This is a genomic window from Rhizobium sp. Root149, assembly GCF_001427345.1.
Taxonomy (GTDB): domain Bacteria; phylum Pseudomonadota; class Alphaproteobacteria; order Rhizobiales; family Rhizobiaceae; genus Neorhizobium; species Neorhizobium rhizoryzae.
Genome location: NZ_LMGD01000001.1, coordinates 504,069 through 529,576, shown reverse-complemented (window position 1 = coordinate 529,576; position 25,508 = coordinate 504,069). Strand labels below are relative to the sequence as shown.

21 protein-coding genes are annotated in these 25,508 nt (G+C 59.7%); 12 read left to right on the top strand and 9 right to left on the bottom strand.

Annotated features, from left to right (window positions below; all coding sequences use genetic code 11):
* The first annotated feature begins 90 nt into the window (after positions 1 to 90).
* The 3 genes from ASD54_RS02535 (at position 91) to ASD54_RS02525 (ending at position 2,156) form a co-directional block, all read left to right on the top strand.
* A complete protein-coding gene (locus tag ASD54_RS02535; protein WP_062553003.1) occupies positions 91 to 699 on the top strand; it encodes a YqgE/AlgH family protein in 609 nt (202 codons plus the stop codon).
* Between the two features lie 108 nt (positions 700 to 807).
* On the top strand, positions 808 to 999 hold the full coding sequence (locus tag ASD54_RS02530) for a CsbD family protein (protein ID WP_062553002.1): 192 nt from the start codon (positions 808 to 810) through the stop codon (positions 997 to 999).
* A gap of 95 nt (positions 1,000 to 1,094) precedes the next feature.
* On the top strand, positions 1,095 to 2,156 hold the full coding sequence (locus ASD54_RS02525; RefSeq protein WP_062553001.1) for a putative zinc-binding metallopeptidase: 1,062 nt from the start codon (positions 1,095 to 1,097) through the stop codon (positions 2,154 to 2,156).
* Between the two features lie 3 nt (positions 2,157 to 2,159).
* Here ASD54_RS02525 and ASD54_RS02520 read toward each other — a convergent pair whose 3' ends face one another.
* From ASD54_RS02520 to thrC, 5 genes are all read right to left on the bottom strand, one after another.
* Complete coding sequence (locus tag ASD54_RS02520; protein WP_244484657.1) at positions 2,160 to 2,999, bottom strand: DUF1003 domain-containing protein; 840 nt, start codon at positions 2,997 to 2,999, stop codon at positions 2,160 to 2,162.
* A gap of 175 nt (positions 3,000 to 3,174) precedes the next feature.
* Positions 3,175 to 6,081 carry an EAL domain-containing protein gene (locus tag ASD54_RS02515; RefSeq protein WP_062553000.1) on the bottom strand — a complete coding sequence of 969 codons (2,907 nt, stop codon included), beginning with the start codon at positions 6,079 to 6,081 and terminating at the stop codon, positions 3,175 to 3,177.
* Positions 6,078 to 6,680 (bottom strand): GNAT family protein, encoded by a 603-nt coding sequence (locus ASD54_RS02510; protein ID WP_244484635.1) that lies wholly within the window; start codon positions 6,678 to 6,680, stop codon positions 6,078 to 6,080. The genes ASD54_RS02515 and ASD54_RS02510 overlap by 4 nt, the downstream gene beginning before the upstream one ends.
* A gap of 69 nt (positions 6,681 to 6,749) precedes the next feature.
* On the bottom strand, positions 6,750 to 8,048 hold the full coding sequence (locus ASD54_RS02505; RefSeq protein WP_062552998.1) for a pitrilysin family protein: 1,299 nt from the start codon (positions 8,046 to 8,048) through the stop codon (positions 6,750 to 6,752).
* A 46-nt stretch (positions 8,049 to 8,094) separates the two neighbouring features.
* Positions 8,095 to 9,492 (bottom strand): threonine synthase, encoded by a 1,398-nt coding sequence (gene thrC, locus ASD54_RS02500; protein WP_062553246.1) that lies wholly within the window; start codon positions 9,490 to 9,492, stop codon positions 8,095 to 8,097.
* A gap of 201 nt (positions 9,493 to 9,693) precedes the next feature.
* Between thrC and ASD54_RS02495 the strand changes: the two genes are divergently transcribed.
* On the top strand, positions 9,694 to 10,317 hold the full coding sequence (locus ASD54_RS02495) for a PilZ domain-containing protein (protein WP_210300730.1): 624 nt from the start codon (positions 9,694 to 9,696) through the stop codon (positions 10,315 to 10,317).
* A 144-nt stretch (positions 10,318 to 10,461) separates the two neighbouring features.
* Here the strand turns inward: ASD54_RS02495 and ASD54_RS02490 are convergent, their stop codons facing one another.
* Positions 10,462 to 11,151 (bottom strand): HAD family phosphatase, encoded by a 690-nt coding sequence (locus ASD54_RS02490; RefSeq protein WP_062552997.1) that lies wholly within the window; start codon positions 11,149 to 11,151, stop codon positions 10,462 to 10,464.
* 259 nt (positions 11,152 to 11,410) lie between these two features.
* Between ASD54_RS02490 and ASD54_RS02485 the strand changes: the two genes are divergently transcribed.
* Positions 11,411 to 12,541, top strand: a complete 1,131-nt coding sequence (locus ASD54_RS02485; RefSeq protein ID WP_062552996.1) for a site-specific DNA-methyltransferase — start codon at positions 11,411 to 11,413, stop codon at positions 12,539 to 12,541.
* A 211-nt stretch (positions 12,542 to 12,752) separates the two neighbouring features.
* Here ASD54_RS02485 and ASD54_RS02480 read toward each other — a convergent pair whose 3' ends face one another.
* From ASD54_RS02480 to mutY, 3 genes are read right to left on the bottom strand one after another with little or no spacing between them, the layout of a single operon-like run.
* Positions 12,753 to 13,037 (bottom strand): putative quinol monooxygenase, encoded by a 285-nt coding sequence (locus ASD54_RS02480; RefSeq protein WP_062552995.1) that lies wholly within the window; start codon positions 13,035 to 13,037, stop codon positions 12,753 to 12,755.
* A gap of 12 nt (positions 13,038 to 13,049) precedes the next feature.
* Positions 13,050 to 13,664 carry an HAD family phosphatase gene (locus tag ASD54_RS02475; RefSeq protein ID WP_062552994.1) on the bottom strand — a complete coding sequence of 205 codons (615 nt, stop codon included), beginning with the start codon at positions 13,662 to 13,664 and terminating at the stop codon, positions 13,050 to 13,052.
* Between the two features lie 32 nt (positions 13,665 to 13,696).
* Positions 13,697 to 14,794 carry an A/G-specific adenine glycosylase gene (mutY, locus tag ASD54_RS02470; RefSeq protein WP_244484634.1) on the bottom strand — a complete coding sequence of 366 codons (1,098 nt, stop codon included), beginning with the start codon at positions 14,792 to 14,794 and terminating at the stop codon, positions 13,697 to 13,699.
* Between the two features lie 54 nt (positions 14,795 to 14,848).
* Here mutY and ASD54_RS02465 point away from each other — a divergent pair, with 54 nt between their 5' ends.
* From ASD54_RS02465 to ppdK, 7 genes are all read left to right on the top strand, one after another.
* Positions 14,849 to 15,586, top strand: coding sequence for a glycosyltransferase family 25 protein (locus ASD54_RS02465; protein ID WP_162249530.1), 738 nt, complete (start codon positions 14,849 to 14,851; stop codon positions 15,584 to 15,586).
* A gap of 80 nt (positions 15,587 to 15,666) precedes the next feature.
* On the top strand, positions 15,667 to 16,899 hold the full coding sequence (locus ASD54_RS02460) for an O-antigen ligase family protein (RefSeq protein WP_062552992.1): 1,233 nt from the start codon (positions 15,667 to 15,669) through the stop codon (positions 16,897 to 16,899).
* 3 nt (positions 16,900 to 16,902) lie between these two features.
* The gene (locus tag ASD54_RS02455; protein WP_062552991.1) at positions 16,903 to 17,406 is read left to right on the top strand and encodes a DUF721 domain-containing protein; all 504 of its coding nucleotides are present in this window, start codon (positions 16,903 to 16,905) and stop codon (positions 17,404 to 17,406) included.
* 156 nt (positions 17,407 to 17,562) lie between these two features.
* Positions 17,563 to 18,264, top strand: a complete 702-nt coding sequence (locus ASD54_RS02450) for a DsbA family protein (protein WP_062553244.1) — start codon at positions 17,563 to 17,565, stop codon at positions 18,262 to 18,264.
* Positions 18,265 to 18,339: 75 nt separating this feature from the next.
* Positions 18,340 to 21,801 (top strand): chromosome segregation protein SMC, encoded by a 3,462-nt coding sequence (smc, locus tag ASD54_RS02445; protein WP_062552990.1) that lies wholly within the window; start codon positions 18,340 to 18,342, stop codon positions 21,799 to 21,801.
* A complete protein-coding gene (locus ASD54_RS02440; RefSeq protein WP_062552989.1) occupies positions 21,801 to 22,220 on the top strand; it encodes an Ivy family c-type lysozyme inhibitor in 420 nt (139 codons plus the stop codon). Before smc ends, ASD54_RS02440 begins: the two co-directional genes overlap by 1 nt.
* Before the next feature lie 609 nt (positions 22,221 to 22,829).
* The gene (ppdK, locus tag ASD54_RS02435) at positions 22,830 to 25,508 is read left to right on the top strand and encodes a pyruvate, phosphate dikinase (RefSeq protein WP_062552988.1); all 2,679 of its coding nucleotides are present in this window, start codon (positions 22,830 to 22,832) and stop codon (positions 25,506 to 25,508) included.

The following is a 25,508-nucleotide window of genomic DNA, read 5'->3' as shown; positions in this document are numbered from 1 at the left end:
GCGCAGCCTGCCCCATCTTGGTGGAGAGGGTGTTAATAAAACATCCGCCGCCCGCCCCGAGGGCCGGTTTAACCGAACACTGGAGGCATCATGGCAATGATTTCGCACATCAAGGACAAGCGGGAGCGCGGCTTTCTGGACGGTCAGTTCCTAATTGCCATGCCGTGCCTGGCAGATGGAAATTTCACCCGCACGGTGGTCTACATCTGCGCCCATTCCTCGGCGGGTGCCATGGGCTTCATTATCAACCGCGCGCAGGCGGTGTCCTTCACGGAGCTTTTGCAGCACGTCAAGATCATCGAAGCCAGTGATGCAATCATGCTTCCCACATCCACACGGGACTTTCCGGTGCTGAGTGGCGGTCCGGTGGAATCCGGGCGGGGTTTCGTGCTTCATTCCGATGACTATGTCAGTGAAAGCACCATTCCTGTCAGTGAGGATATCTCGCTCACTGCGACGCTGGATATCGTGCGCGCCATCTATGATGGCCGCGGCCCGCAGAAGGCGACGATGCTGCTCGGCTATGCCGGCTGGGGTCCAGGTCAATTGGAGGCGGAGATCCGCAATAATGTCTGGCTCAACTGCCCGGCGACCGACAGCCTCATCTTCGACCGCTCTCTTGATGCCAAATATGAGAGGGCGCTTGCAACGATGGGTGTCAGCCCCGAGCTTCTGTCTCCCAACGCAGGACACGCCTGAAGTATAGAGCAACGATTTTAAAATAATCCGGAACAAACTTGACCAAGGTACGTTATCCGACTGAAGCCTGATGAAGAAAAAGATCAGGCCAATCAAGGAGAAAACACCATGGGTAGCATGAGCGACAAGATTTCCGGCAAGGCTAACGAAATGGCTGGCAAGACAAAGCAGGCTGTCGGCGACATGACCGATAACCGCTCGCTTGAAGCGAAGGGCGCTGCCCAGGAAGCCAAGGGTAAGACCCAGGTTGCCAAGGGTGAAGCAAAGGATGCGGTCAAGAACGTCGTAGATCGCGCCTGATACTTTTCTGAATTAATACGTAAAAGCCTGTTCCGCGTCCCCTCGGAGCAGGTTTTTACTATGAGACTACCTCATCACCTCATTGGAAAATAAAGATGCGCCTTTTCGAGTGCGATCATTGCGGTCAGTCGATCCATTTCGACAACAGGGTTTGTGTAAACTGCGGCCACCGGCTTGCATTCGTGCCGGAGCGCATGGCTATGCATGCTTTGGAAGATGAGGGCGATGGTGTCTGGTGTCTGATTGCGCGGCCTGACCACAAGGTGCGCCTCTGCACGAACGAAGTGAACGACATCTGCAACTGGACGATGCCCGCAGAGGGTTCAGAAACATTCTGCGTCGCGTGTCGCCACAATCGTCTGGTGCCGGATGCCTCGACCGAGGAGGGATTGCGGCAATGGCGCACGATCAGCCAGGCACAACGGCATTTGTTCTATTCGATGTTGAAGTGGGACCTTCCCCGCACGACCCGTGAGGAAGACCCGGAAGGCGGTCTGGTCTTCGATTTTCTGGTCGATGAAGTGCAGCCGGACGGCACAGTCGTTCCGGCCATGACAGGCCATGAGGATGGTTTGATCGCAATTCGTGCTGCGGAAGCCGATGATGCCACGCGTGAGCAGGTTCGTGTCTCCATGAACGAGCCCTACCGCACCATGCTCGGTCACTTCCGCCACGAGACGGGCCACTATATGTGGGACAAGCTCGTGCGCGATCGCGACCGACTAGGGCCTTTCCGGCTGGCCTTTGGCGATGAGACCGAAGATTATAGCGAAGCCCTGCGCCGCAACTACGAACAAGGCCCGCCGCCAAATTGGCAGGAGAGCTTCATCAGCACCTATGCCAGCACCCATCCGTGGGAAGATTTTGCCGAAAGCTTCGCGCATTATCTCCACATCGTGGATACGCTGGAAACTGCTCGCTCTTTCGGCATTGCCATCGAACCGCGCGGCCATGAGGATCTTGCGTCAGAAGTTGCCTTCAATCCCTACAAGGCGAGAGATGCAGCACAATTGGTGGACGTCTGGATTCCCTTTTCAGTGGCACTCAACAGTATCCACCGGTCCATGGGCGTGCCGGATCTCTATCCCTTCATCCTGACGCCCACGGTCGTGGCCAAGCTGGAATTCATCCACGGCCTGGTACACGGAAAACACTGATCCCTACTGCGATCCATCTGAAGGCTCCGGCGCTGCTGCCGGGGCCTTTGTCTTTTTCTGCGGTGGCTTGGCGCTTTTTACTGCCTTCAGCGCGCGCTCTGTCTTCTTGGCCTGATCGCGCATCATTTCGATCTGGATCTGCTGGATCTCTGTCAGGCGTTCCCATTGCCGGTTGAGGAGATGATCCACCTTTTCATGCAGGTGGCGGATTTCCAGTTCGGCCTTCAGGTTCACTTTGTAATCGTTCAGCGCCCGCAGCCGGTCTTTCTGCTCCTGCCGCCGCTGGCTCATCATGATCACCGGCGCCTGAAGTGCTGCGATGGTGGAGAGCACCAGATTGAGCAAAATGAAAGGATAGGCGTCGAAGGCCTCGTTCGCACCGAGGACCAGGTTCATCATCATCCAGACGGCCAGAAAGGCGCAGAAGGAGATGATGAAGGTCCAGCTTCCGCCGAAACTGGCCACGCCATCGGCAACGCGGTCACCCAGCGAGCGCTTTTCTTCGTAATCGTCTTCGATGTTCTCCGTCAGCGTATCGTGGCTTTCGAGGCTCTCGATAACCTCGTTCTCGAGGACGGAAAGCTCGCCTCGCTCCTCGCGCAGCAGTTCCGAGATGAAGCGGCTGCGATATTTCTCGATGAGCTTGCGACTGAGAAAGCCTCTATGGGGAATGTCCGGGTGATCCTGCCGGATGAAATCCACCAGAGCCGGGCGCATGTTTTCGATGTTGACCGCATCGCGCCGTTTCAACTGCTGGCCGGTGACGGCATCGCGGATCAGCTTGCGCTTTATCGTCACCACGCCCGTGTCGGGATCGGTTTCCATGGTGGCGGCAGTCGGCATGTCCTCGTCGTCGGAGGTCATGGAAGCATCCGTTTCGGCCATAGGCAGCCTCGTTGTGATGGAGGTGATAAGAAAGGCAGGCGCGCGATCATCGCACGGGCCTCATATCACCTCAATCAAGGCAGGATTGTGAAGAGGATTTTTCCGACGAGGATGATCTTCTGAACCTTTGCCATCATGCCCGGCGGGTGAGGGGGAAGCGTTCACGCAGCAGCCTTTGCACCGCATCGGCGGGCATCGGGGCGCCGAACAGATAGCTCTGACCATAGGGGCATCCCAGACGCGCCAGTTCAGCCGCATCCTCATCGGTGCCGATACCTTCCGCCACGACTGTCATATCCATGGAGCGCACCATGTTGATGATGGAGCGCAGCAGCACTTCGCCACGCTCGGAATGATCGAGAACCAGCGATTTGTCGATCTTGATCGTGTCGAAGGGGAACTGGGTCAGATAGCCGAGCGAAGAATAGCCCGTTCCGAAGTCATCCAGCGCAAGACTGACGCCAAGATCCTTCAGCTTGTCGAGAATGAGACGAGCCTGCTCGGGATTATCCATCATCATGGATTCCGTCAGCTCCAGCTTCAGCCGGTGCGGATCGCAGCCGGTGCGGTTCAGCAGCGCGCGGATTTCGTTAAAGAGATCAGCGTTCAAAAGCTGCGCACTCGACAGATTGACCGACATGAAGATTGGCAGTTCGCCGGTTACCTTTTCCCAGGTACCGAGATCCGAGGTTGCGCATTCAAGCGCAAAGATGCCGAGCGGCTCGATGAGATCGCAGGTCTCCGCAATCGGAATGAACTCGCTGGGCGGAATGAGGCCGCGCTTCGGATGCTCCCAGCGCATAAGGGCCTCAAAACCGACGATCTCGCCGTCCGAAAGCTGGATGATCGGCTGATAGGCCATGGAAAGCTCGCGGCGTTCCAGCGCACGGCGCAGGTCCGTCTCCACCTGCAGCCGGTCCGGCGTATCATTGCCACGGAAAGCTGGCCGGAAGGGTTCCACCTTGTTGCCGCCGCCGCGCTTGGCCCTGTACATGGCAAGCTCCGCATCGCCCAGCATGCTGACGGCATTTTCCTGCTGGTCCACCCAGGAAGACAGGCCAACGGACGCGGTGAGAATGACCTCGCGCTGGGCAAAATTGATCGGCACCATGATGGCCTGCGCAACAGCATCGGCGAAATCCGCCACCTTTGCCGGGTCGCGCTCCGATACGAGAATGATGCCGAACTGGTCGCCGGAAATGCGCGCCAGCGTATCCTGCGGCTTCAGCAGGCGACGCAACCGCCGTGTCAGCGCGATGAGAATATTGTCGCCAGCCGCAATGCCCAGCGCATCGTTCACCTGCTTGTAGCGGTCGATATCGATCGCCATGACCGTCGGTCTGACGTTGTCGCTGCCGGCCGCGATAGACAGGATCGATTGCAGCCGGTCGAGGAAAAGCTGGCGGTTCGGCAGGCCGGTCAGATTGTCGTGCAGCGCATCGGAAAGCAGGCGTTCGACGGAATTCTTCGGTTCCGTCACGTCCACGATGGTGCCGACGCAGCGGATGATTTCGCCGTTCGAACCCAGCACGGGCCGCGCGCGGATCTGCAGCCAATGGTAATGGCCGTCTTCAGCCCGAACACGAAATTCGTGGTGAAGCCGCCCCTTGCGCTGTTCCAGCAGAACATCGAGTGTTGCCTTGAACCGATCACGGTCATCCGGATGCAGGCGGGGTATCCAGTTGCGAACCGGCCCGTGCATGCTGCCAAGCTGCATGCCAAGGCGCACGGCCACATCCGGCGTCGTCACCAGACGGTCGCGCGCCACATCCCAGTCCCACACCGTATCGCCACTGCCCATGAGAGCCAGCGACTGCCGTTCCAGATCGGAAAACAGACCTTGCTGATAGGCGCCACCCGCGAAGGCGTGCTGCATGACCGTGAAGCCGATGAGGAGGACGATCAGAACAAGGCCACCGCCGAGTGCAGGCTGGATGATGTCATTGTCCAGCTGGCCGGAGACCGTCAGCCAGCCGCCAAACAGCCAGACCATGAACAGGGCCCAGGTCGGCACCAGCAGGATGGCGCGGTCGTAGCGGTTGAGACCCAGATAGACGATCAGAAGAATGCCCGCCGTTGCGGTCAGCGAAAGCGAGATCCTTGCAATGCCCGACGCAATCGAGGGATCGTAGATCGCAACGCCGTAGAGAAGCACAAGGCCGATGACCCAGGCAAAGGTGGCGTGTCCCAGATGCACGTGCCAGCGATTGAGGTTGAGATAGGTGAAGAGGAAGATGACAAGCGAGGATGCCAGCGCCACCTCCGCGCAGGCTCGCCATATTCGCACATCGCTCGAGGTGATGCTGATCAGCTTTTCCAGGAACCCGAAGTCCACGCAGATATAGGCAAGAACCGCCCAGGCGAGCGCTGCGGCAGCAGGCAGCATGGAGGTACCCTTCACCACGAAGAGAATGGTGAGGAACACGGCCAGAAGACCCGCAATGCCCAGCACGATGCCGCGATAGAGCGTGAAGGAATTGATCGTATCCTTGTAGGCATCCGGCTCCCACAGATAGATCTGCGGCAGGGAAGGGGTCGCAAGCTCGGCGACGAAGGTCACCACGGAGCCGGGGTTCAGCGTGATGCGGAAGACATCGGCATCCGCGCTCGGCACCCGATCCAGCGCAAAGCCTTCCGAGGGCGTGATGGCATCGATGCGCTGCGAGCCGAGATCCGGCCAGATGACCTTGGAATTGACCAGCCGGAAATGCGGCGCAACGATCACGCGCTCCAGCTGCTCCTCGGATACATTGGCGAGAGCGAAGACCGCCCAGTCGCCCTGATGGTTGGGTGTGCTGGCCTGAACCTCGATGCGGCGACGAATGCCGTCGCTTCCGGGCGCGGTCGATACCTGGAAGGCTTCACCCTGGTTGGCATAGATATCCGTTGTTGCCGTCAGGTTCAGCGCGCGGTCGTCGCGCGAGATCTTGACCGGCTCGAAGGCGAAGGATTGCGTGACGGACGACAGCGAGATGATGATCGCCAGAACCAGTCCGAGCACGCGCGACACTGCCGCTGCTATGAGGCGATCGCATCTCATAGGGTCAGCTGCTTCCCGCGCTCGGCCGTATCGCCCTCGATCAGCGAATAAAGGATGTGATCGCGCCACTCGCCGTTGATTTTCAGATATTTCCGCAACACGCCTTCCCGTTCGAAACCGGCTTTTTCCAGAAGCCGTATGCTCTTCCAGTTCTCCGGAATACAGGCTGCCTCGATACGGTGCAACTGAAGCCCGGAGAAGATGTAGGGTACTACCAGCTGGACTGCGGCAAACATATGACCCTTGGCGGCATGTCGTTCACCCATCCAGTACCCAACCATGCAGCTTTGCGCCGCTCCTCTGCGGATGTAACCGATTGTAATGCCGCCCAGGAGGGCCTTGTCTTCCCGCCGGAACATGAAGAGTGGCACCGCGAGCCCCGACGCGAATTCCTGTGAATTACGGATGACCCGTGCCCGAAACGCCGATTCCGTCAACTCGTCATGCCGCCAGCTTGGCTCCCAGGGCTGCAGGAAGGCGCGGCTCTCTGAGCGCAGTGCATACCAGGCGGCGTAGTCCTGATAGCGCGGCAGGCGCAAGAGAATATGATCTCCGTAGAGCTCTGGGGACTCCGGCTGGCGCGACAGAAACCGAAACACCAATAACCACCCCATTCTGCCTCGCCGCGCCCGTTTTCCTTGCAACGGGCGCAGGAGAAGCCACCGCCATCAACCGGCTGCGATCTGAGACTTGATCTGCGGCGAAGAAAGTGCCGCCGTGATGTCCGATAGCGGCGCCAGTTTCTCGACCGGGCCGATGGCGGACAGTGTGGGGACTGTATCGAAAAACAGGCGTCCGGCAAGATCCGTCAATCGCGAAGTCGTGATCCCTGCAAGACGTTCCATCATTTCGTTGTTTGGAATGATGCGACCATGCAGGATCATCTGCCGGGCAATCTGCCCCGCGCGGGCAGCCGGGCTTTCCTGCCCCATCAGAAGCTGGGCGCGGATCTGGGCGCGGGCGCGATCGATTTCCTGGTTGTCGATGAATTCCGAGGACTTGCGAAGCTCCTGCAGGATCACCGGCACCAGTTCCGGCAGGTCTTCGCCACCGGTTGCCGCATGAACGCCGAAGACGCCCGTATCGGAAAAGCCCCAGTGGAAGGCGTAGACCGAATAGCAGAGCCCCCGATGTTCGCGGATCTCCTGAAACAGACGTGAGGACATGCCGCCGCCCAGAATGTTTGCCAGGATTTGCGAGCAGTAGAAATCGCGCGCGTGGTAGGCCTTGCCCTCGAAGCCGAGCAGCAATTGCGTATCCATCAGGTCACGCATCTCGCGCACTTCGCCACCCAGATAGCGGGCAGGCTCGAACACTGGCGGCGCGGAAGGCGTGGTCGGCAACAGGGAGAAGCGATCTTCCACCTGCTTCACCAGCGTATCGTGGTCCACGGCGCCGGCTGCCACGATGAACATGCGGTCGGTGGTGTAGTTGCGCGAAAGATAGGCGCGGATCTGGTCCGGCTGGAAGCCTTTCACCGTCTCCGGCGTGCCGAGTATCGGGCGACCGATCGTCTGCCCGCGATAGGCAACCTCCGAGAAGCGGTCGAACACCACATCATCTGGCGTATCGTTGGCTGCACCGATTTCCTGCAGGATGACGTGCTTTTCGCGCTCCAGCTCTTCCTCGTCGAAAGAGGATTCCGTCAGGATGTCCGCCAGAATGTCGATTGCTAGCGGCACATGGTCCTTCAGGACGCGTGCATAATAAGAGGTGGTTTCGGTAGACGTGGCGGCGTTGAGTTCGCCGCCCACATTCTCGATCTCCTCGGCAATGTCACGGGCGCTGCGCCGTGCTGTGCCCTTGAAGGCCATGTGCTCCAGGAGATGCGCAATGCCGTGTTCGTCTACGGTTTCATTGCGCGAGCCCGATTTGATCCAGACGCCGAGTGCCACGCTTTCCAGATGCGGCATGTTCTGCGTCACTACGGTCAACCCGGAGGCAAGCCGGGTGATTTCAACATTCATCGTTGGTCTTTCCGGCACTCTGACCTGTCTACCCAAGAGCAATGGTTCAAGCCTTTGCCCGCGCGTGCTGGCTGATGAATGCTTCCACCGCCTTCAGCTCGGGTTCCAACAGGTCGAAGTGCTCCTCCCTACTCATCAGATCTCCCATCCATGATGGGAGCGCCGGATGAATTCCGCAAGCAGATTCTACGGCTGCCTGGAACTTGGCCGGGTGCGCGGTTGCAAGTGTCACCATGGGGCTGGTGCCCTTTGCGTTCTTGGAGGCGACGAAAATTCCCGTCGCCGTATGCGGATCAAGCAGGTAGCCGGTCTCGGCAAGGGTCGCGCGAATGGTCTCAGCCACCTGTTTCTGCGTGGCCCGACCGGCCTTGAATTCGCGGCGGATGGCCTTCAGCGCCTCCGGCTGGATCTCGAAGGCTCCTGATTGACGCAGGCCCGACATGGCCGAACGAACCGCTGCCGAATCGCGACCGTAGGATTCGAACAGAAGCCGCTCGAAGTTCGACGAGATCTGGATGTCCATGGAGGGCGAGGTGGTTGCCACCACCGGCTTCATCTCGTAGCGGCCGGTCTTCAGCGTACGCGCCAGAATGTCGTTGTCATTGGTGGCGATCACCAGCCGGTCGATCGGCAGGCCCATGCGCTTGGCCACATAACCGGCGAAAATGTCGCCGAAATTGCCGGTTGGCACCGTAAACGAGACCTTGCGATCCGGCGCGCCGAGCGAAATGGCGGATGTGAAGTAATAGACAACCTGCGCCATGATGCGCGCCCAGTTGATGGAGTTGACGCCCGACAGCTTCACGCTTTCGCGGAAAGATACGTCGTTGAACATCGCCTTCACCAGATCCTGGCAGTCGTCGAAATTGCCATGAACGGCAACGGCATGCACATTGGCGTGTCCCGAGGTCGTCATCTGCCGCTGCTGCACCGGCGAAACCTTGCCATGCGGGAACAGAATGAACACGTCCGTGCGCTCGCGTCCGGCAAAGGCGTCGATGGCCGCGCCGCCCGTATCGCCGGATGTTGCACCGACGATTGTCGCACGCTCGCCGCGCTCGGCCAGAACATAATCCATCAGGCGGGCCAGCAGCTGCATGGCCACGTCCTTGAAGGCCAGCGTCGTGCCGTGAAAGAGTTCCAGCACATAATCGTTGGGGCCAACCTGCACGAGGGGCGCAATAGCCGGATGCCGGAAGGTGGCATAGGCCTCGTCGATCATGGATTTCAGGGCGTCAGCTGGAATTTCATCGCCGGTGAAATGCGAAAGAACTGCGAAGGCTACATCCTGATAGCTTTTGCCTCGCAGGTTGCGGATTTCCTTTTTGGAAAGCTGTGGCCAGGTTTCCGGCAGATAAAGGCCGCCGTCGCGGGCAAGACCTGCCAGCAGGGCATCGCGAAAACCAAGAGCGGGCGCATCACCACGTGTAGAGATATATTGCAAGACCGTATTCCTGAGCACAATCCAAGAGACGCCGGAGAGACCGGCATGGGGGGAAACGCCGCTTTCACTACCGCCACCTTGCCTGGTTCGCATCAAACTCTTCTGCGACAGGTAAAATTCAGCTGCAATGCCAATCGATTTTTCCTTTGGGCGCTGGTATAGACCATCAAAATTTGCCGTGAAAGCCCGGAATGCGTATTCATGACGCCTATTCGGGACCGTTCAGAAGAAAAGGGTCGCAGTCACGTGTCTGGCAAGCAATCGCTCAAGTTCCTACCGCTCGCGCTTCTCGCAATCCTCGCAGGCTGCAATTCGTCTTCACCGGTATCGGGTCTTTCGCTGGGCTCCTCTGCGCAGCCCGCAGCCGCCACAGGCCCGGTTGTCGTGCAGGCCTACTGCCCGCAGGTGGGCATGCTGGAGCAATCGGCAATCAAGAACGCCTATGCGGGCAATGCCAAGGATGATCCGGCCAAGCTCATCTATCGCGCTTCGCTGTCTGAAGCCACGCGCGCCTGCACCGCCAATGACACAACGCTGACCATCCGCGTACAGGCGCAAGGCCGCGTGGTTATCGGCCCTGCTGGCAAGCCTGGCCGCATTTCCCTGCCGATCAATGTCGAAGTCATTGGCGAAGGCGACAAGGTTCTCTACTCGCAGACGCAGATCACTGCCGTGGATGTTCCGGCGGAGGGTGTCGCGCAGTTCCTGTTCGACAAGGCGGATGTCTCGATCCCCAACCAGATGGGCGGCGTTTCCACCTTTACCCGCGTTCGCATCGGCTTCGACGATGCCACGGTCAAGAAGACCGGCCGCAACAAGCGGTAAAACATCCCTTACACACAACGTCATCCTCGGCCTTGTGCCGAGGATCTACTGAAGATAACAAAATCAGTAGGTTGCAGATGCTCGGGACAGGCCCGAGCATGACGGAGGCTAGATTTACCCCCTTTGTCGTAGGGTCAGTTCAAATCAGGCCACACCCACCCATTCTCCCAGCGCCGCAATCGTTGCCGGCAGGTCGCTCATGCGCGAGATGACCGTTTCAGCACCGGCATCCGTCAGCCGGTCGGCATGGCTCGGATAGGTATGCGATGCGCCGGTAAAACCGACCACTCGGCAGCCAGCGGCGACGGCGCCGTGAATGCCATGCACGGAATCTTCCACCACGACGGCGCGGGAAGGGGAGACCTTGAACGTCGCCAGCGCGTGCAGGAAAATGTCCGGACGCGGCTTCACCTTGTCCGGCCCGAGATCCTTGGCGGAAAAGATATGCGGGGCGAAATAGGGCTTCAGGCCAACCTTGGTCAGCATCATGTCCAGCCGGTGACTGGAGGAGTTGGAGCAGATGCAGGCCTGAGTCGAAATCCGCGACAGCGCCAGCTTCACGCCCTCGATCACCTTCACATCCCGCTCCAGCCGCTGGTCGAGCAGCTTTTCGGATTTGTCGAGCAGAGAGGCGGAGAGGGGAATGTCGACTTCCTTCTCGATGGCCAGAAGAATGTTCTTCCAGGTCATGCCCGCGAAGCGTTCGCCCATTTCCTCGACGGAGATCGGGTAGCCCGCTTCCGTGAGCAGACGGGACTCGACCTGCGCTGCGATGATTTCCGAATCGACCAGAACGCCGTCGCAGTCGAAGATGATAAGGTCAAATCCACTCATGTCAGTCTTTGCTCAAAATTTCCGGGGGTGCCGTCCTCCTACACGAGCCCCTGAAGGATAACAATCCGGCTGAGCGCATAGCTGCCAATCACGCTTGCTTGACGAATGTCAGGCCCAATTGGCCGCGGCGATTTACCATCTCTCGTCCCCACGCGGACGCATTTCTCGCAATTTTCGGATCTTCTTCAGTGTTTGGTAACCAAACTGAGTAACCATAACAGTCAGTAAATGTATCCGAGTAAGCGTTAGCGAGTATCAGATGGCATCCGTTCTTCCGCTTGTGGACCTGAAGCAGCAGGTTCGTCCCGATTCCTGGATCAACAGCATCATCAAGGGCGATTGCGTTGCCGCACTCGAAGCTCTGCCGGACCATTCGGTCGATGTGATTTTTGCCGACCCACCGTACAATCTGCAGCTTGGTGGCATGTTGCATCGTCCCGACCAGTCGCTGGTCGATGCCGTCGATGACGAGTGGGATCAATTCGAAAGCTTCGGAGCCTACGACGCCTTCACCCGCGCCTGGTTGCTCGCCTGCCGCCGCGTGCTGAAGCCGAACGGCACGATCTGGGTCATCGGATCCTATCACAACATCTTCCGCGTCGGCTCCATGCTGCAGGATCTGAACTTCTGGCTGCTGAACGACATCGTCTGGCGCAAGACGAACCCTATGCCGAACTTCAAGGGTCGCCGGTTCCAGAACGCGCATGAAACCATGATCTGGGCCAGCCGCGATGCAAAGGCCAAGGCCTACACCTTCAACTACGACGCGCTGAAGGCCTCGAACGACGACGTGCAGATGCGCTCCGACTGGCTGTTCCCGATTTGCAGCGGTGGCGAGCGCCTCAAGGGCGATGACGGCAAGAAGATCCATCCGACCCAGAAGCCGGAAGCGCTGCTCGCCCGCGTCATCCTCGCCTCCACCAAGCCGGGCGATATCATTCTCGATCCCTTCTTCGGTTCGGGAACGACCGGTGCCGTCGCCAAGCGCCTGGGTCGCAATTTCGTCGGCATCGAGCGCGAGCAGGATTACATCGATGCAGCCTCTGCCCGCATCGCCGAGGTGGAGCCGCTCGGCAAGGTCGAGCTGACCGTCATGACCGGCAAGAAGGCCGAACCGCGCGTGGCCTTCAACACGCTGGTGGAAAGCGGCCTCATCAAGCCGGGTCAGGTTCTCACCGATGTCAAGCGCCGCGTCAGCGCGATTGTTCGCGCCGATGGCACGTTGGTGTCAGGCGGGGAGGCGGGCTCCATCCACCGCCTGGGTGCCAAGGTGCAGGGTTTCGATACCTGCAATGGCTGGACCTTCTGGCACTATGAGGAAGAAGGCGCACTGAAGCCGATCGACGCCCTGCGCACCGTCATTCGCAGCAATATGGCGCGTCTGGATTGAGAAAATGGCATGGCTCCCATGCCTTTTGAAAAGAGTTCGGGAACCAATTTCGCCGTATTGTCGTTTTTAGGTCAAGTGACCTCATTGACGAAGACCGATCCACCGCCTCGTTGATGAGCCCTTCCCCCGGGGATTGACCTCCAGCCGGCGGAAGGAACAAAACGCCCGGTCCTTTTCCCTCAAGGACCGGGCGTTTATTTTTTCGCATCATTTATCCTTCGCGAACTTCGAAATGCCGCTCGATACCGGCTGTGATCCGAAACCAGTCGGATGCACGGTTACGGGTCTGGTGCGCTTCGAAAGCGGCCTGATCAACAAAGATTTCCGAAACGAGCAGCCGTCCCGCGATCTCTGTGCTCTCTACGACTTCGAACTTAAGACAGCCTGGTTCGGCGAGCGTGAGTTCCACATGCTTCGGCAGTGCGGACAGCACATCTTCCCGCCGGTCGGGCGGTATATCCAGATAGCCATCGAGATAGATTTTGGCTGCGCTCACTTCGCCACTCCCTCAAACACTGAAGCCATATCGCTGCAGATCGGCCCTGAGCGTGTCGATGCCGGTAAATTGCACCGCCTGCCATCCGGCCTTTTTCGCACCTTCCACATTGATCGCCGTATCGTCGATGAACAGCGTCTTTGCCGGATCAAGCCCGAATTCCTGCGTATGTCGCTGGTAGATTTCAATGTCCGGCTTGATGAGCCGCACTTCGCCCGACACGGTCACGCCACGCGGTTTGTTGAGAAACGGATACATTTCGCGCGCGTGGCGAAAGGTGTCGGCGGCGAAATTGGTCAGCATCGTCACGTCGCGACCCTGCTCGATCAGGCTCTCCATGACGGCCACGCTGTCGAGATAGGCGGGAACCACCATCTCATGCCAGTTCTGGCGAAAGGCGCGAATATTGTCCGCGTGGTCCGGAAACTTCTCGATCAGCTCCGCCTCGGCCTCTGGCCATTCGCGCCCGCGGTCCTGCTCCATGTTCCAGTCATGGGTGCAGACATTCTCGAAGAACCAGCGCCGCTCGTCCGCATCGGGAATAATCCGCTGGTAGGGGATCGTTGGATCCCAGTGGATCAACACCTTGCCGATGTCGAAAACGATATGGTCGATGGGCGCGGTCATGAATTCCTCCTCCTGAAACTAATTCGTTCCATTTAAATCGATTTGAACGCGTTCGGAAGGGCTGTTGCGATGACTTTTTTCATAACCGTGGGAAGCGCTTGCGCTTCAAGGTTATCGACCTTCTCCCACCATCCGTTTGCGTCCGGTTGCTTTTGCGTCTTCGTCCGATACACGGTCAGCCGCAGTTCGAAATGGGTGAAGATGTGGGTCACGACACCGGCCTGATGCCATTCGCCGGGGAAGGGCGCATGCTCCTCAGTCGTGCCGCCATCCAGCCGTGCGGTCCACGCGGTGGTTGGAACCTCGGTCATGCCGCCGAGCAGGCCGCTTTCCACGCGCCGCCGCAGCAGGATTTCGCCATTGGAGGTTACGGCCACGAAGGCGGCACCCTGGCGGATCGGCTTCTCCTTCTTGGCGGCCTTCACCGGAAAGTGCTCCGGATCATGCGCCTTCAAGGCAAGACAGTCCGCATTGAACGGACAGAGCGCACAGGCCGGACGCTTTGGCGTACAGATCGTGGCACCGAGATCCATCATGGCCTGGGCGAAATCCCCCGGCCGGCCAAGCGGCGTCAGCTCTTTCACTCTCGCCTTCATCAGTGGTTTCGAGCCGGGCAGCGGATCGGAAATGGCGTAGAGGCGGGAGATGACGCGTTCCACATTGCCGTCCATCACCGCCGCTGGACGGTTGAAGGCAATTGCGGCAACGGCGGCGGATGTATAATCGCCAATTCCCGGCAGCGCACGAAGTCCCTCTTCGGTGTCCGGGAACATGCCGTCATGCTCTTTGGCGACAGTTTCCGCGCATTTTTTGAGGTTTCTGGCCCGCGCGTAATAGCCAAGGCCAGCCCATGCAGCCATGACATCCTCGCTCGGGGCGGCGGCCAGATCACCCACAGTTGGCCACTTTGCCAGGAACTTCAGGAAATAGGGCTTGACCGCTTGCACGGTTGTCTGTTGGAGCATCACCTCTGACAGCCAGATGTGGTAAGGGTCTGCGCGCTTGCCTGTCAGGCTTTCCCGTGGGGTAACGCGCCAGGGCAGTTCGCGATGATGGCGATCATACCAGGAAAGCAGTTTGTCGGAGAGAGACGTGTCGGCTGTGGAGTGCATATCGGCGGGACTATCCATCCTGTTCGACCTCAGAGATAAGGTGCATCGAGTTTGAAGCCAATGGCGGAGCAGATGGATTTACCGGTCCTCCTCATCAATATCGATCGTGCGATCGAGCGCAGGCTGTTGATTGAAGGGCAGGCGGAGAGGCTTGGCATCCGGCTGGAGCGTGTGCAGGGAGTTGATGGTTCAAAGGTGCCGCCGGACCAATGGGTGGATGCCGACCGTGATCTGTTTCTGAAGCGCAACGGTCGTCCGCTGATGACGGGGGAATATGGCTGCTACAAAAGCCATCTCAAGGCTTTTCAGCAATTGGTCGATAGCGGCGCGCCTGCTGCCCTGATCATCGAGGATGATGTGGCTCTCAGCGAAGACCTGATGCTGCGCGCTCAGTCCGTGGCAGCGACGGTCAGGGATGGTTGCGTCGTGAAGCTGGTCAATCACCGGACGCTCGCCTTTCGCCACCTTTTTACCACGCCGATGGGAGATCGTATCGGCCTGTCCCGGTTCGGACCTCAAGGTTCTGCGGCCTGCTATCTGCTGACCAGAGGCGCGGCGCAAAATCTCCTGGAGCCGCTCCGGGTGCAATCCTTGCCGTTTGACATGGCGCTTGAGCGGGTATGGCACCACCATGTGCCGGTCTATACGGCAGAAGAGTCGCTGCTGGAGTTTGGAGATTTGCGATCGCAGACCTTCATTGCCAGCCGCGCAGACTATAAGCAGCAAAAGCAAAAGGGTCTCGCGAAGATACCAACGCATATATTTCGTGTTAAGGAGGCGCTTCTTCGCGCATTTCAAACACTTTCCTAATAGAAACCTTCGCAATAAGGTACAAACCACTTGTAAGCGGCCAAGAACCGCAGACGAAACATGAGGATTGATCGGATCGAATGACGTTCAAACGCATATTGCTGGCGCGCCGTCGCATCGATCCCTGGATCCTGGCCTTTGCAATGTTTTCCGTCGCGCTGTATCTGCCCACGGCGGTTGCCATGTGCGCTGTGTTCGGAGCGACAGGCATTTATGTCGCGCTGTCCAATCGACGGCGACTTCGCGCCTATCTCGACTCCCCCCTCGGTGTCATCTTTCTCTACATCTTCTGGGTCGTCCTGCTCCTGGGTGTCCGTGGCGAGTGGCAATGGCAAAACCGCCAGCTCGGTTTCATGGGGCTTCTGCTCGGCTTCAGCTTCATTGCATCCGGCCTCTGTCTCGTGCGCCAGCCGCTGCGTTGGCTGGTGCTTGGCGGTCGCATTGGCACCTGGGTTGCGCTGGTCGCAGCGCTCTTTGCAAGCCTGTCTTTTCAGACGGCTGCGGATCGGTATGACGGCGGTGGAAACGCGGCCATCGTGGCACTGCTCGTCGCGCTGGCGGGCATTGTCGCAACCATTCCGGTGGAAAAACCCTGGCGATACCTGCCCAACGGACCCTTCTATCTGCTGATCGCCATCGTTCCGGTCTTCCTGTCGCAAACGCGCGCCGTCGTTCTCATCCTGCCTGTGTTATTTCTCGTCGAATTTGCGATCTGTTCTCTGAAATGGCGGCCTCGCTGGCGCAACAGAGCCTATGCGGCGGCGGCGCTTGGCCTGGTCGCGCTCTTCATGGCGCCACCCGTGCACAGCATGCTGATCGATCGTTTTGCCACCGTCTATGAATACTATGTAGACGGCGACCAGGCACACAATATGGATTCCGGCAACATCCGGCTGGCGCTCTGGAAGGCATCCACAATCGTGATCAGGGAGCACCCCATCGCAGGTGTGGGCCTCAGAGATACATTCGCCAATCTGGAGCGCGTTGCCGGACCGGATCTGCACTACATCGTCGGCGGCAAGCATGTGCATAATTTCCTGCTACAGGAATTGCTGGCCAACGGGTTTCTGGGTCTGGGACTTCTGCTGGCGATCTTCGCAAGTGTCCTCTGGATGGTTTGGCGTCAGCCGGATCATTATCCGCTCAAGCGCTGCGTCGTCTATTTCTACGGGACCGTGCTTGCTTTCGGCATGTTGCATGATCCCTTCTACCACGAGCAGTGCCTGGCAACGTCCATGCTGTTCCTCGCGGTCCTCATCGTGCAGTTCCGGCGCTGGAACATGCTGACGCCCGCCGCACGAAGAACCATCTGAACCATGGCGCGCAAACCCGTCCCCCTCCAGATCGCAGAGATTGCCAACGGGCTGATGGACCCGGTGCTGGCCCGCCGCGCCGGTATTTCCACAGCACTTCTCGGCTCATGGGACGAGATTGCCGGCGAGGAGTTTGCCGAATGCACGCGTCCGGAAAAGATCGCCTGGCCGCGCCGCGATGGCTCGGAAGGTGAGGGCGGCCACAAGGCCGGCGTTTTGACCATTGCCTGCGAAGGCGCGCGTGCCCTGTTTCTCAGCCATGCGCAGGGCGAACTCATCGACCGCATCAACGGTTTTTTCGGGTTTCCCGCCATCCGCCAGATCCGGATCGTGCAGAAGCCGGTCTCGGTTGCCACGCGTTACCGCCGCAAACCGCAGCCATTGCGCGGCGAGGCTGCTCGACGCCTGAACGAAATGATGGACGGGATCGAGAACGAGGCATTGCGCAAGGCGGTGGAGAGGCTTGGCACCGCCGTCCTGCAGCCAAAAAAGGCGACACGGCGATAGGGTTTTGCCTGCAGATCTAACACTCAGCTTCAGTTCATCTTTTCTCTGTCACGTTTGGTTGAGAAAAGAACATTCCGTCTGCGCGCCGCCTTGTTCTTGCAGCAAGGGCGCGATACGTGAAGCAACAAAGTCTGTTTATCTTCAATAGGTGCCATGATGCCGTTCAGCCTACCGCAAACCACCCGTCGCCAGCTTATGGGCGGCGCTGCCGCAACCGCAATCGGTGTGCCGCTTCTGGGCGCGTCCGCCGCATTTGCGGTCGATCTGCCGGAATCCTCCGGCAAGGTGGACATGGCAAAGGTGCTGCAGCCTGGCGCATTGCCGGAAATGGCGCTGGGCGATGAAAAGGCCAAGGTCACCATCGTCGAATACATGTCGATGACATGCCCGCACTGCGCGCATTTCCACACCACCACCTTCGAGCCGATCAAGCAGAAGTATATCGATACCGGCAAGGCGCGCTTCATCCTGCGCGAGTTCCCGTTTGATCCGGTCGCGACTGCTGCCTTCATGCTGGCCCGCTGCAACCCGGCCAAGCCGCAGGAAATGGCGGATGCCAAGAGCTACTACGCCATGGTTTCCATGCTGTTCAAGCAGCAGCGCGCCTGGGCAGCCCCGGCAGACGGCAATGTTCGCAATGCCCTGCTGCAAATGTCCAAGATGGCCGGTTATTCACAGGAAGGCTTCGAGGCCTGCTTGACGAACCAGAAGCTTCTCGATCAAGTGAACGCCACCATGAAGCGCGGTGCGGAAGAATTCGGCGTGAATTCAACGCCAACCTTCCTGATCAACGGCAACCGTTACTCCGGAGACATGTCGGTTGAAGCCATGTCGGCGCTCATCGATAGCCTGCTCTGATCCGAACGCATTTTTGAAAGCGGACACGGATCGCGTATCCGTGTCCGCTTTTGTCTGTCTGTCCGCAGGTGGTGCATGAAGTTCACCAAACTGCGCCTTGTCGGCTTCAAATCCTTCGTCGAGCCGACCGAATTCATCATCGAACCGGGTCTCACCGGCGTCGTCGGCCCCAATGGCTGCGGAAAGTCCAACCTTGTGGAAGCGCTCCGCTGGGTAATGGGTGAAAATTCCTACAAGAACATGCGTGCTTCCGGCATGGATGATGTGATCTTTTCCGGATCGGGAAATCGCCCGGCGCGCAATTCCGCGGAAGTCGGCCTCTACCTCGACAATAGCGATCGCACCGCGCCAGCCGCCTTCAACGATGCCGATGAGATACAGGTCTCGCGGCGGATCGAGCGGGAGAACGGCTCCGTCTACCGCATCAACGGCAAGGAAGCCCGCGCCAAGGACGTGCAGCTTCTGTTTGCCGATGCCTCCACGGGCGCCCGCTCGCCCTCCATGGTCGGGCAGGGCCGGATTGGCGAGCTCATTCAGGCAAAGCCGCAGGCGCGCCGGCAATTGCTGGAAGAGGCGGCCGGCATTTCCGGCCTGCATTCCAGGCGCCATGAGGCGGAGCTTCGGCTGCGTGCTGCGGAAACGAATCTCGAGCGGCTGGAGGATGTCACAACCCAGTTCAGCAGCCAGATCGAAAGCCTCAAGCGTCAGGCTCGGCAGGCCAGTCGCTTCAAGATGCTGTCTGCCGATATCCGCGAGCGGGAGGCAAAGCTCCTCTACATCCGCTTCGTCCAGGCGCGCGATGCGGAAAACGAGGCGACGCAGGCGCTGAATGCCGCAACCTCTGTGGTCGCCGAACGCGCCCAGAGCCAGATGGAAGCCGCCAAGGAGCAGGCTATTGCCGCGCTGAAGCTGCCGGAACTGCGCGAGGTGGAGGCCAAGGCCGGTGCCGCGCTTCAACGGCTGCAGATCGCGCGCAGCCAGCTGGAGGAAGAAGCGGGCCGCCTTCTGCGCCGCAAGGACGATCTCATGCGCCGCCTCGCGCAGCTTGCCGAGGATATTCGCCGCGAAGAGCAGTTGATGGCGGAAAATGCCGCGGTGATCGAGCGGCTGGATGCGGAAGAGCAGGAACTGACCGAGCTTCTGGCGCAATCTGGCGAGGAGGCGGAAGAACTTCGGCTTGCCTATGAGGATGCCAGCGCACGCCTGGCCGAAAGCGAAGGCGAATTCGCCGCTGTTACCGCCGAGCGTGCGCAGGTGGCCGCTCAAGTTGCGCAGCTGGAAAGGGTCATCCGCGAGATCGCCGATCGCCGCCTTCGCCTCGACCGTCAGCGCAGTGAAGCGGCAGGCGAGCTTGAAACACTCGATGACAAACTCTCCGAACTGACCGACCCGGCAGAGCGCCGCGAAGCGGTGGAGGCGGCGGAATATGCGCTTGAGGAGGCGGCAGCGTCTATCGAGGAGATCGAAGAGGCGCTGTCTCAGGCCCGCAAGCGGGAAATGGAGGCCCGGCAACCCGTCGAGCAGGCGCGCGCGCACCTGAATGGGTTGGAAACGGAAACCCGTACCATCCGCCGCATGCTGAGCGCCGGTGAGGCAAGCGGTGCGTTCACCTCGGTGGCGGAAATGATCCGCGTCGACCGCGGCTTCGAGGTTGCTCTGGGCGCGGCCCTGGGCGACGATCTCGATAGCGCCTTGGACGAGGCCGCCCCGTCTCACTGGCTGCGCCTGACAAACGCCGTCGAGGGACCGGCGCTACCGCAGGGCGCAGAACCCATTGCCCGCCACGTGACGGCGCCGCCGGAACTGGGGCGTCGACTTGCCCAGATCGGCGTTGTAGACCAGTCGAATGCGAAGAGCTTGCAGGCGAGCCTGAAACCCGGCCAACGCCTCGTGACGAAGCAAGGGGCCGTCTATCGCTGGGACGGGCATGTCACCGGCTCTGAGGCACCAAGTGCTGCAGCTCTTCGGCTTGCGCAGAAAAACCGGCTCTCCGAACTGGAGACCGAAATCGATGATGCGCGTATCGAACTGTCGGAGGCGGAAAGCCTGAGCCTTCAGGCAGGCGAGGCCATCAGGACCGAAGAGGCGCGTCTTGGCGAGGCGCGCGAACGCCTGCGGCTTCTTCAACGCAGTGTTTCGGAAGCGCGTGAAGCGCTTGCGCAGGCTGAGCGTGCTGCGGGCGACCTGATGCGCCGCCGTGCCGTTGCCGAAAATGCCCTTGCCCAACTGAGCGAACAGATCGAGGAACTGGCCGCGCAGGACGAGGCCGCCCGTGCCGAAAGACAGGATGCACCGGATCTCGCCGATCTCGACCGCCGGTTGGCGCAACATCAGTTGACGGTGGCGCAGCATCGGGCAGAGCTTGCGGAAGCGCGGGCGCGCTATGAGGGTCTGTCGCGCGATGCGGATGCGCGTCGCCGCCGTCTGTCGGCCATCTCCGCGGAGCGCACGAACTGGCGGGGCCGCGTCGCCAGTGCTGAAGGTCATGTTGCGACCCTGCGGGAGCGTGAGGACGAAGCCCGTGAGGAAATGGCCGAGCTGGATCTTGCGCCGGAGGAGTTCGAGGACAAGCGCCGCGCCCTTATGAACGAGTTGCAGAAGGCGGAAGAGGCGCGTCGCTCCGCCGGAGACGCTCTTGCCGAGGCCGAAACCCGCCAGCGCGAGGCGGACCAGCGTGCTGCCACCGCGCTTGCGGCCCTTGCCGAGGTTCGTGAAAAGCGCGGCCGCGCGGAGGAGCGTCTGGTGTCCGCCGCAGAGCGTCGACACGATGCGGAAAATGCAATTCGCCAGGCCCTGTCCGTGGAGCCGCATGAGGCATTCCGTCTTGCAGGCATCCAGCCGGGTTCCACCCTGCCGGACATGAGCGCCGTGGAACGCGAGGTGGACCGCCTGAAGATGGAGCGTGAACGGCTTGGCGCCGTCAACCTTCGGGCCGAGGAGGAGCAACGGGAACTCTCGGACAAGCTCTCCGCGCTCATCAAGGAGCGTGACGACATCATTGATGCCATCCGCAAGCTGCGATCTGCCATTCAGAGCCTGAACCGCGAGGGACGCGAACGACTGATTGCCGCTTTCGATGTGGTCAACGGCCAGTTCCAGCGCCTTTTCACGCATCTTTTCAACGGCGGTACTGCGGAACTTCAGCTCATCGAAAGCGACGATCCGCTGGAGGCAGGGCTCGAAATCCTGGCCCGTCCGCCGGGCAAGAAGCCGCAGACAATGACGCTTCTGTCGGGTGGCGAGCAGGCGCTGACAGCCATGGCGCTGATCTTCGCGGTCTTTCTCACCAATCCGGCGCCCATTTGCGTGCTGGACGAGGTGGATGCACCGCTCGATGACCACAATGTCGAGCGCTATTGCAACCTGATGGATGAGATGGCCGCATCGACGCAAACGCGCTTCGTCATCATTACCCATAATCCCATCACCATGGCGCGCATGAACCGGCTTTTCGGTGTGACGATGGCGGAGCAGGGCGTCTCGCAACTCGTTTCGGTCGATTTGCAGACGGCGGAGCGTCTTCGGGAGGCTGTTTGATGAAGCGCTTCAGTCTTGTCCTTTGTCTGCTGGTCCTTGCCGTCTCGCAGCTCTCGGCAGCCGAAGAGGCAAAATCAGGCCGCTTCCTGCACGAGATCGTTGCTTCGTCCCAGCCCCATCGGGAAAGCCTTCAGCAACTGCTGCGCAAGACACAGCGGCTTCCGCCCTGGGTGCGCAACATGATCACGAACCCGCTCTACGTCTCTGGCGCGTCTACAGCGGTGACGATTGCCGAAAAACCTTTTGAACTCTTTGGCGCCTGTCTGGTGAGACTTTGCCCACAAAGCCACCTGCGCATCCTGTTCACGCCGCAGGGAAAGATCGTCTCCATGCGTGTTGTCGATGAAAAGATGGGCGAGATCCTTCTCGGCGAACCGGATGCCGATCAACTGCTGCAATTGTCAAAACCGGGAATTTGATCAGCGAAACCCGGGATAGTCGGAGATCCACGGGCTTCAGGCCGGTGTCAGCTTCGTCGTCAACAGACGCCTTGACCCTTGGCGGGAGTAAAACAGGATATGGCTGAAATTCTGCTTAGCCAACAGCTGATTGTGATCTGATAACGCTATCATTTCGTATCGACAATACGCCACAATAGGCTAACCTCTGAAATGCAAAACATGATTTGCAATTAAGGTTATCAGCAAAATCAAACGGTCCGTGTGAATTAGACACTTTCCATAACGATTGAATTGCATAATCCTTGTTCCAGTAAATTGGGTTCAAGTTTACCCGGATCAGTTCGGGATCAAGACCCCCCGGCCGGTTTCCTGTACCAGCCGGAAGACTTTGCGGGGCCGGAGCAGGCGGCCCCGCAAAGTCTGCTAATATTTAAAATGAACGCATATCAGGAATTTATACTTTAGAAATACACCTGTCGGCCTGCCATTATCCCAAAATCCGCGAGATCTGTCGCAATATTGCTGCAATGCAGCATGATGCTGCCATTCCCCCGTTTCCAAGTCACCGTAACTGCGGTAAATGCTTGGGAAAAAAGAAGCAGTTCATGCTCGGGGCTGGAGGAGAACATGGCGACTAAGTGGGTTTACCGGTTTGGAGATGGCGCGGCGGAAGGCGGCGCTGCCGATGTCGCATTGCTGGGCGGCAAAGGGGCGAACCTTGCCGAAATGGCATCGCTCGGGCTGCCTGTGCCGCCCGGAATGACGATCACCACCGAAGCCTGCCTGTTTTTCTTTTCCAAAGGCAAGGCGCTGCCGGATGACCTGCAAGCCCAGGTTCTCTCGGCGCTTGTCGATATGGAGAAGATCACAGGCCGCACCTTCGGTCAGGGCCCTCATCCGCTTCTGTTGTCCGTCCGCTCCGGAGCGCGGGCGTCCATGCCCGGCATGATGGATACCGTGCTGAACCTTGGCCTGAATGACCAGACGGTGCAGGCGCTCGGCCACGATAGCGGCGATGCGCGCTTTGCCTGGGACAGCTATCGCCGCTTCATCCAGATGTATGGCGATGTCGTCATGGGTCTCGATCACGAGGTCTTCGAGGAAGTGCTGGAGGACGAGAAGGCCCGCCTCGGTCACGATTACGATACGGAACTGTCTGCCGTCGAGTGGCAGCATGTCGTTTCCCTCTACAAGCAGGTCATCGAGGAAGAGCTGGGCGAAGCCTTCCCGCAGGATTGTCACCTGCAGCTCTGGAACACCATCAAGGCAGTGTTTTCCTCCTGGACGAACACGCGCGCAGTCACCTATCGGACCCTCCACAAGATCCCGCATGACTGGGGAACCGCGGTCAATGTGCAGGCCATGGTGTTCGGCAATCTGGGTTCCACCTCGGCAACGGGCGTTGCCTTTACGCGCAATCCGTCCACGGGTGAGAACAGTCTCTACGGCGAATTTCTGGTGAATGCGCAGGGAGAAGATGTGGTTGCTGGTATCCGCACGCCGCAAAGCCTGACGGAGGAGGGGCGCCTCGCCAGCGGCTCTGAAAAGCCCTCCATGGAAAAGCTGATGCCGGAGGCTTTCGCCGAGTTCCGGGACATTTGTAATCGGCTGGAAGCGCATTACGGCGACATGCAGGACGTCGAGTTCACCGTAGAGCGCGGAAAGCTGTGGATGCTGCAAACCCGCAGTGGCAAGCGCACGACACGGGCCGCGATGAAGATCGCCGTCGATCTGGTGGATGAAGGCGTCATAACGCGCGAACAGGCCATCTGCCGTATCGACCCGCCATCGCTGGATCAACTGCTGCACCCGACCATAGACCCGCGCGTTGAGCGCGTGGTGCTCGGCTCAGGACTTCCGGCCTCTCCGGGAGCAGCCAGCGGAGAAATTGTCTTTACGGCGGAAGATGCGGTGGATGCCGAAGCGGAAGGCCGCAAGGTCGTGCTGGTGCGCATCGAAACCAGCCCGGAAGACATCCATGGCATGCATGCGGCGGAAGCAATCCTGACGACGCGCGGTGGCATGACCAGCCACGCCGCAGTCGTTGCGCGCGGCATGGGCATTCCGTGCGTGGTGGGCGCAGGTGGTCTGCGCGTCGATCTGCGCAACGAGCTTCTGATCGGCCCCGGCTTCACGCTGAAAAAGGGCGAGATGATCACGGTCGATGGTTCTTCCGGCCAGTTGCTGAAAGGCGCCGTGCCCATGATCCAGCCAGCGCTTTCCGGCGATTTCGGTCGGCTGATGGCCTGGGCAGATGAGACCCGCCGCATGACCGTACGCACCAATGCCGATACGCCGCAGGATGCCCGTGCGGCCCGTTCCTACGGTGCCGAGGGAATTGGCCTCTGCCGTACCGAACACATGTTCTTCGAAGGTGGCCGCATTCATGTGATGCGCGAGATGATTCTCGCCGAAGATGAAGCCGGGCGCCGTGCGGCGCTGGACAAGCTGTTGCCCATGCAACGTTCCGACTTCACGGAACTCTTCACCATCATGTCCGGCTTGCCGGTCACCATCCGCCTGCTGGATCCGCCCCTCCACGAGTTTCTGCCAAAGAGCGCGGAGGAGATTATCGAGGTGGCCGCGGCCATGGATATGGAACCGGCGCTTCTGTCGCGCCGCGTTGAGGCGCTGCACGAATTCAACCCGATGCTGGGCCATCGCGGCTGTCGTCTTGCCATTTCCTATCCTGAAATCGCGGAAATGCAGGCGCGCGCGATCTTCGAGGCCGCGGCTGCTGCGGCCAGCGAGACCGGAGCGCCGGTCGAGCTGGAAATCATGGTGCCGCTCGTCGGGCTTCGCTCTGAGCTGGATTACGTGAAGGCCTGCATCGACAAGGTCGCCGCTGACGTCTCAAGGGAGACGGGTCTTGATATCGGCTATCTGGCCGGCACCATGATCGAGCTTCCGCGCGCGGCTCTCCGTGCCCATGTCATTGCCGAAACGGCGGAGTTCTTTTCCTTCGGAACCAACGATCTGACGCAGACCACATTCGGCATCTCGCGAGACGATGCGGCAAGCTTCATCCCGACCTATCAGCGAAAAGGCATCATCGAACAGGATCCCTTCATTTCGCTGGATTTCGATGGCGTGGGCGAGTTGATCGGTCTTGCTGCCGAGCGGGGCCGAAAGACAAGGCCGGACCTGAAGCTGGGAATCTGCGGCGAACACGGTGGTGACCCTGCCTCCATCCGCTTCTGCGAGCAGATGGGGCTCGACTATGTTTCCTGCTCACCCTTTCGCGTGCCGATTGCCCGGCTGGCGGCGGCGCAGGCAGCCATCGAGCAGCAGAGCGCCCGTCGATAG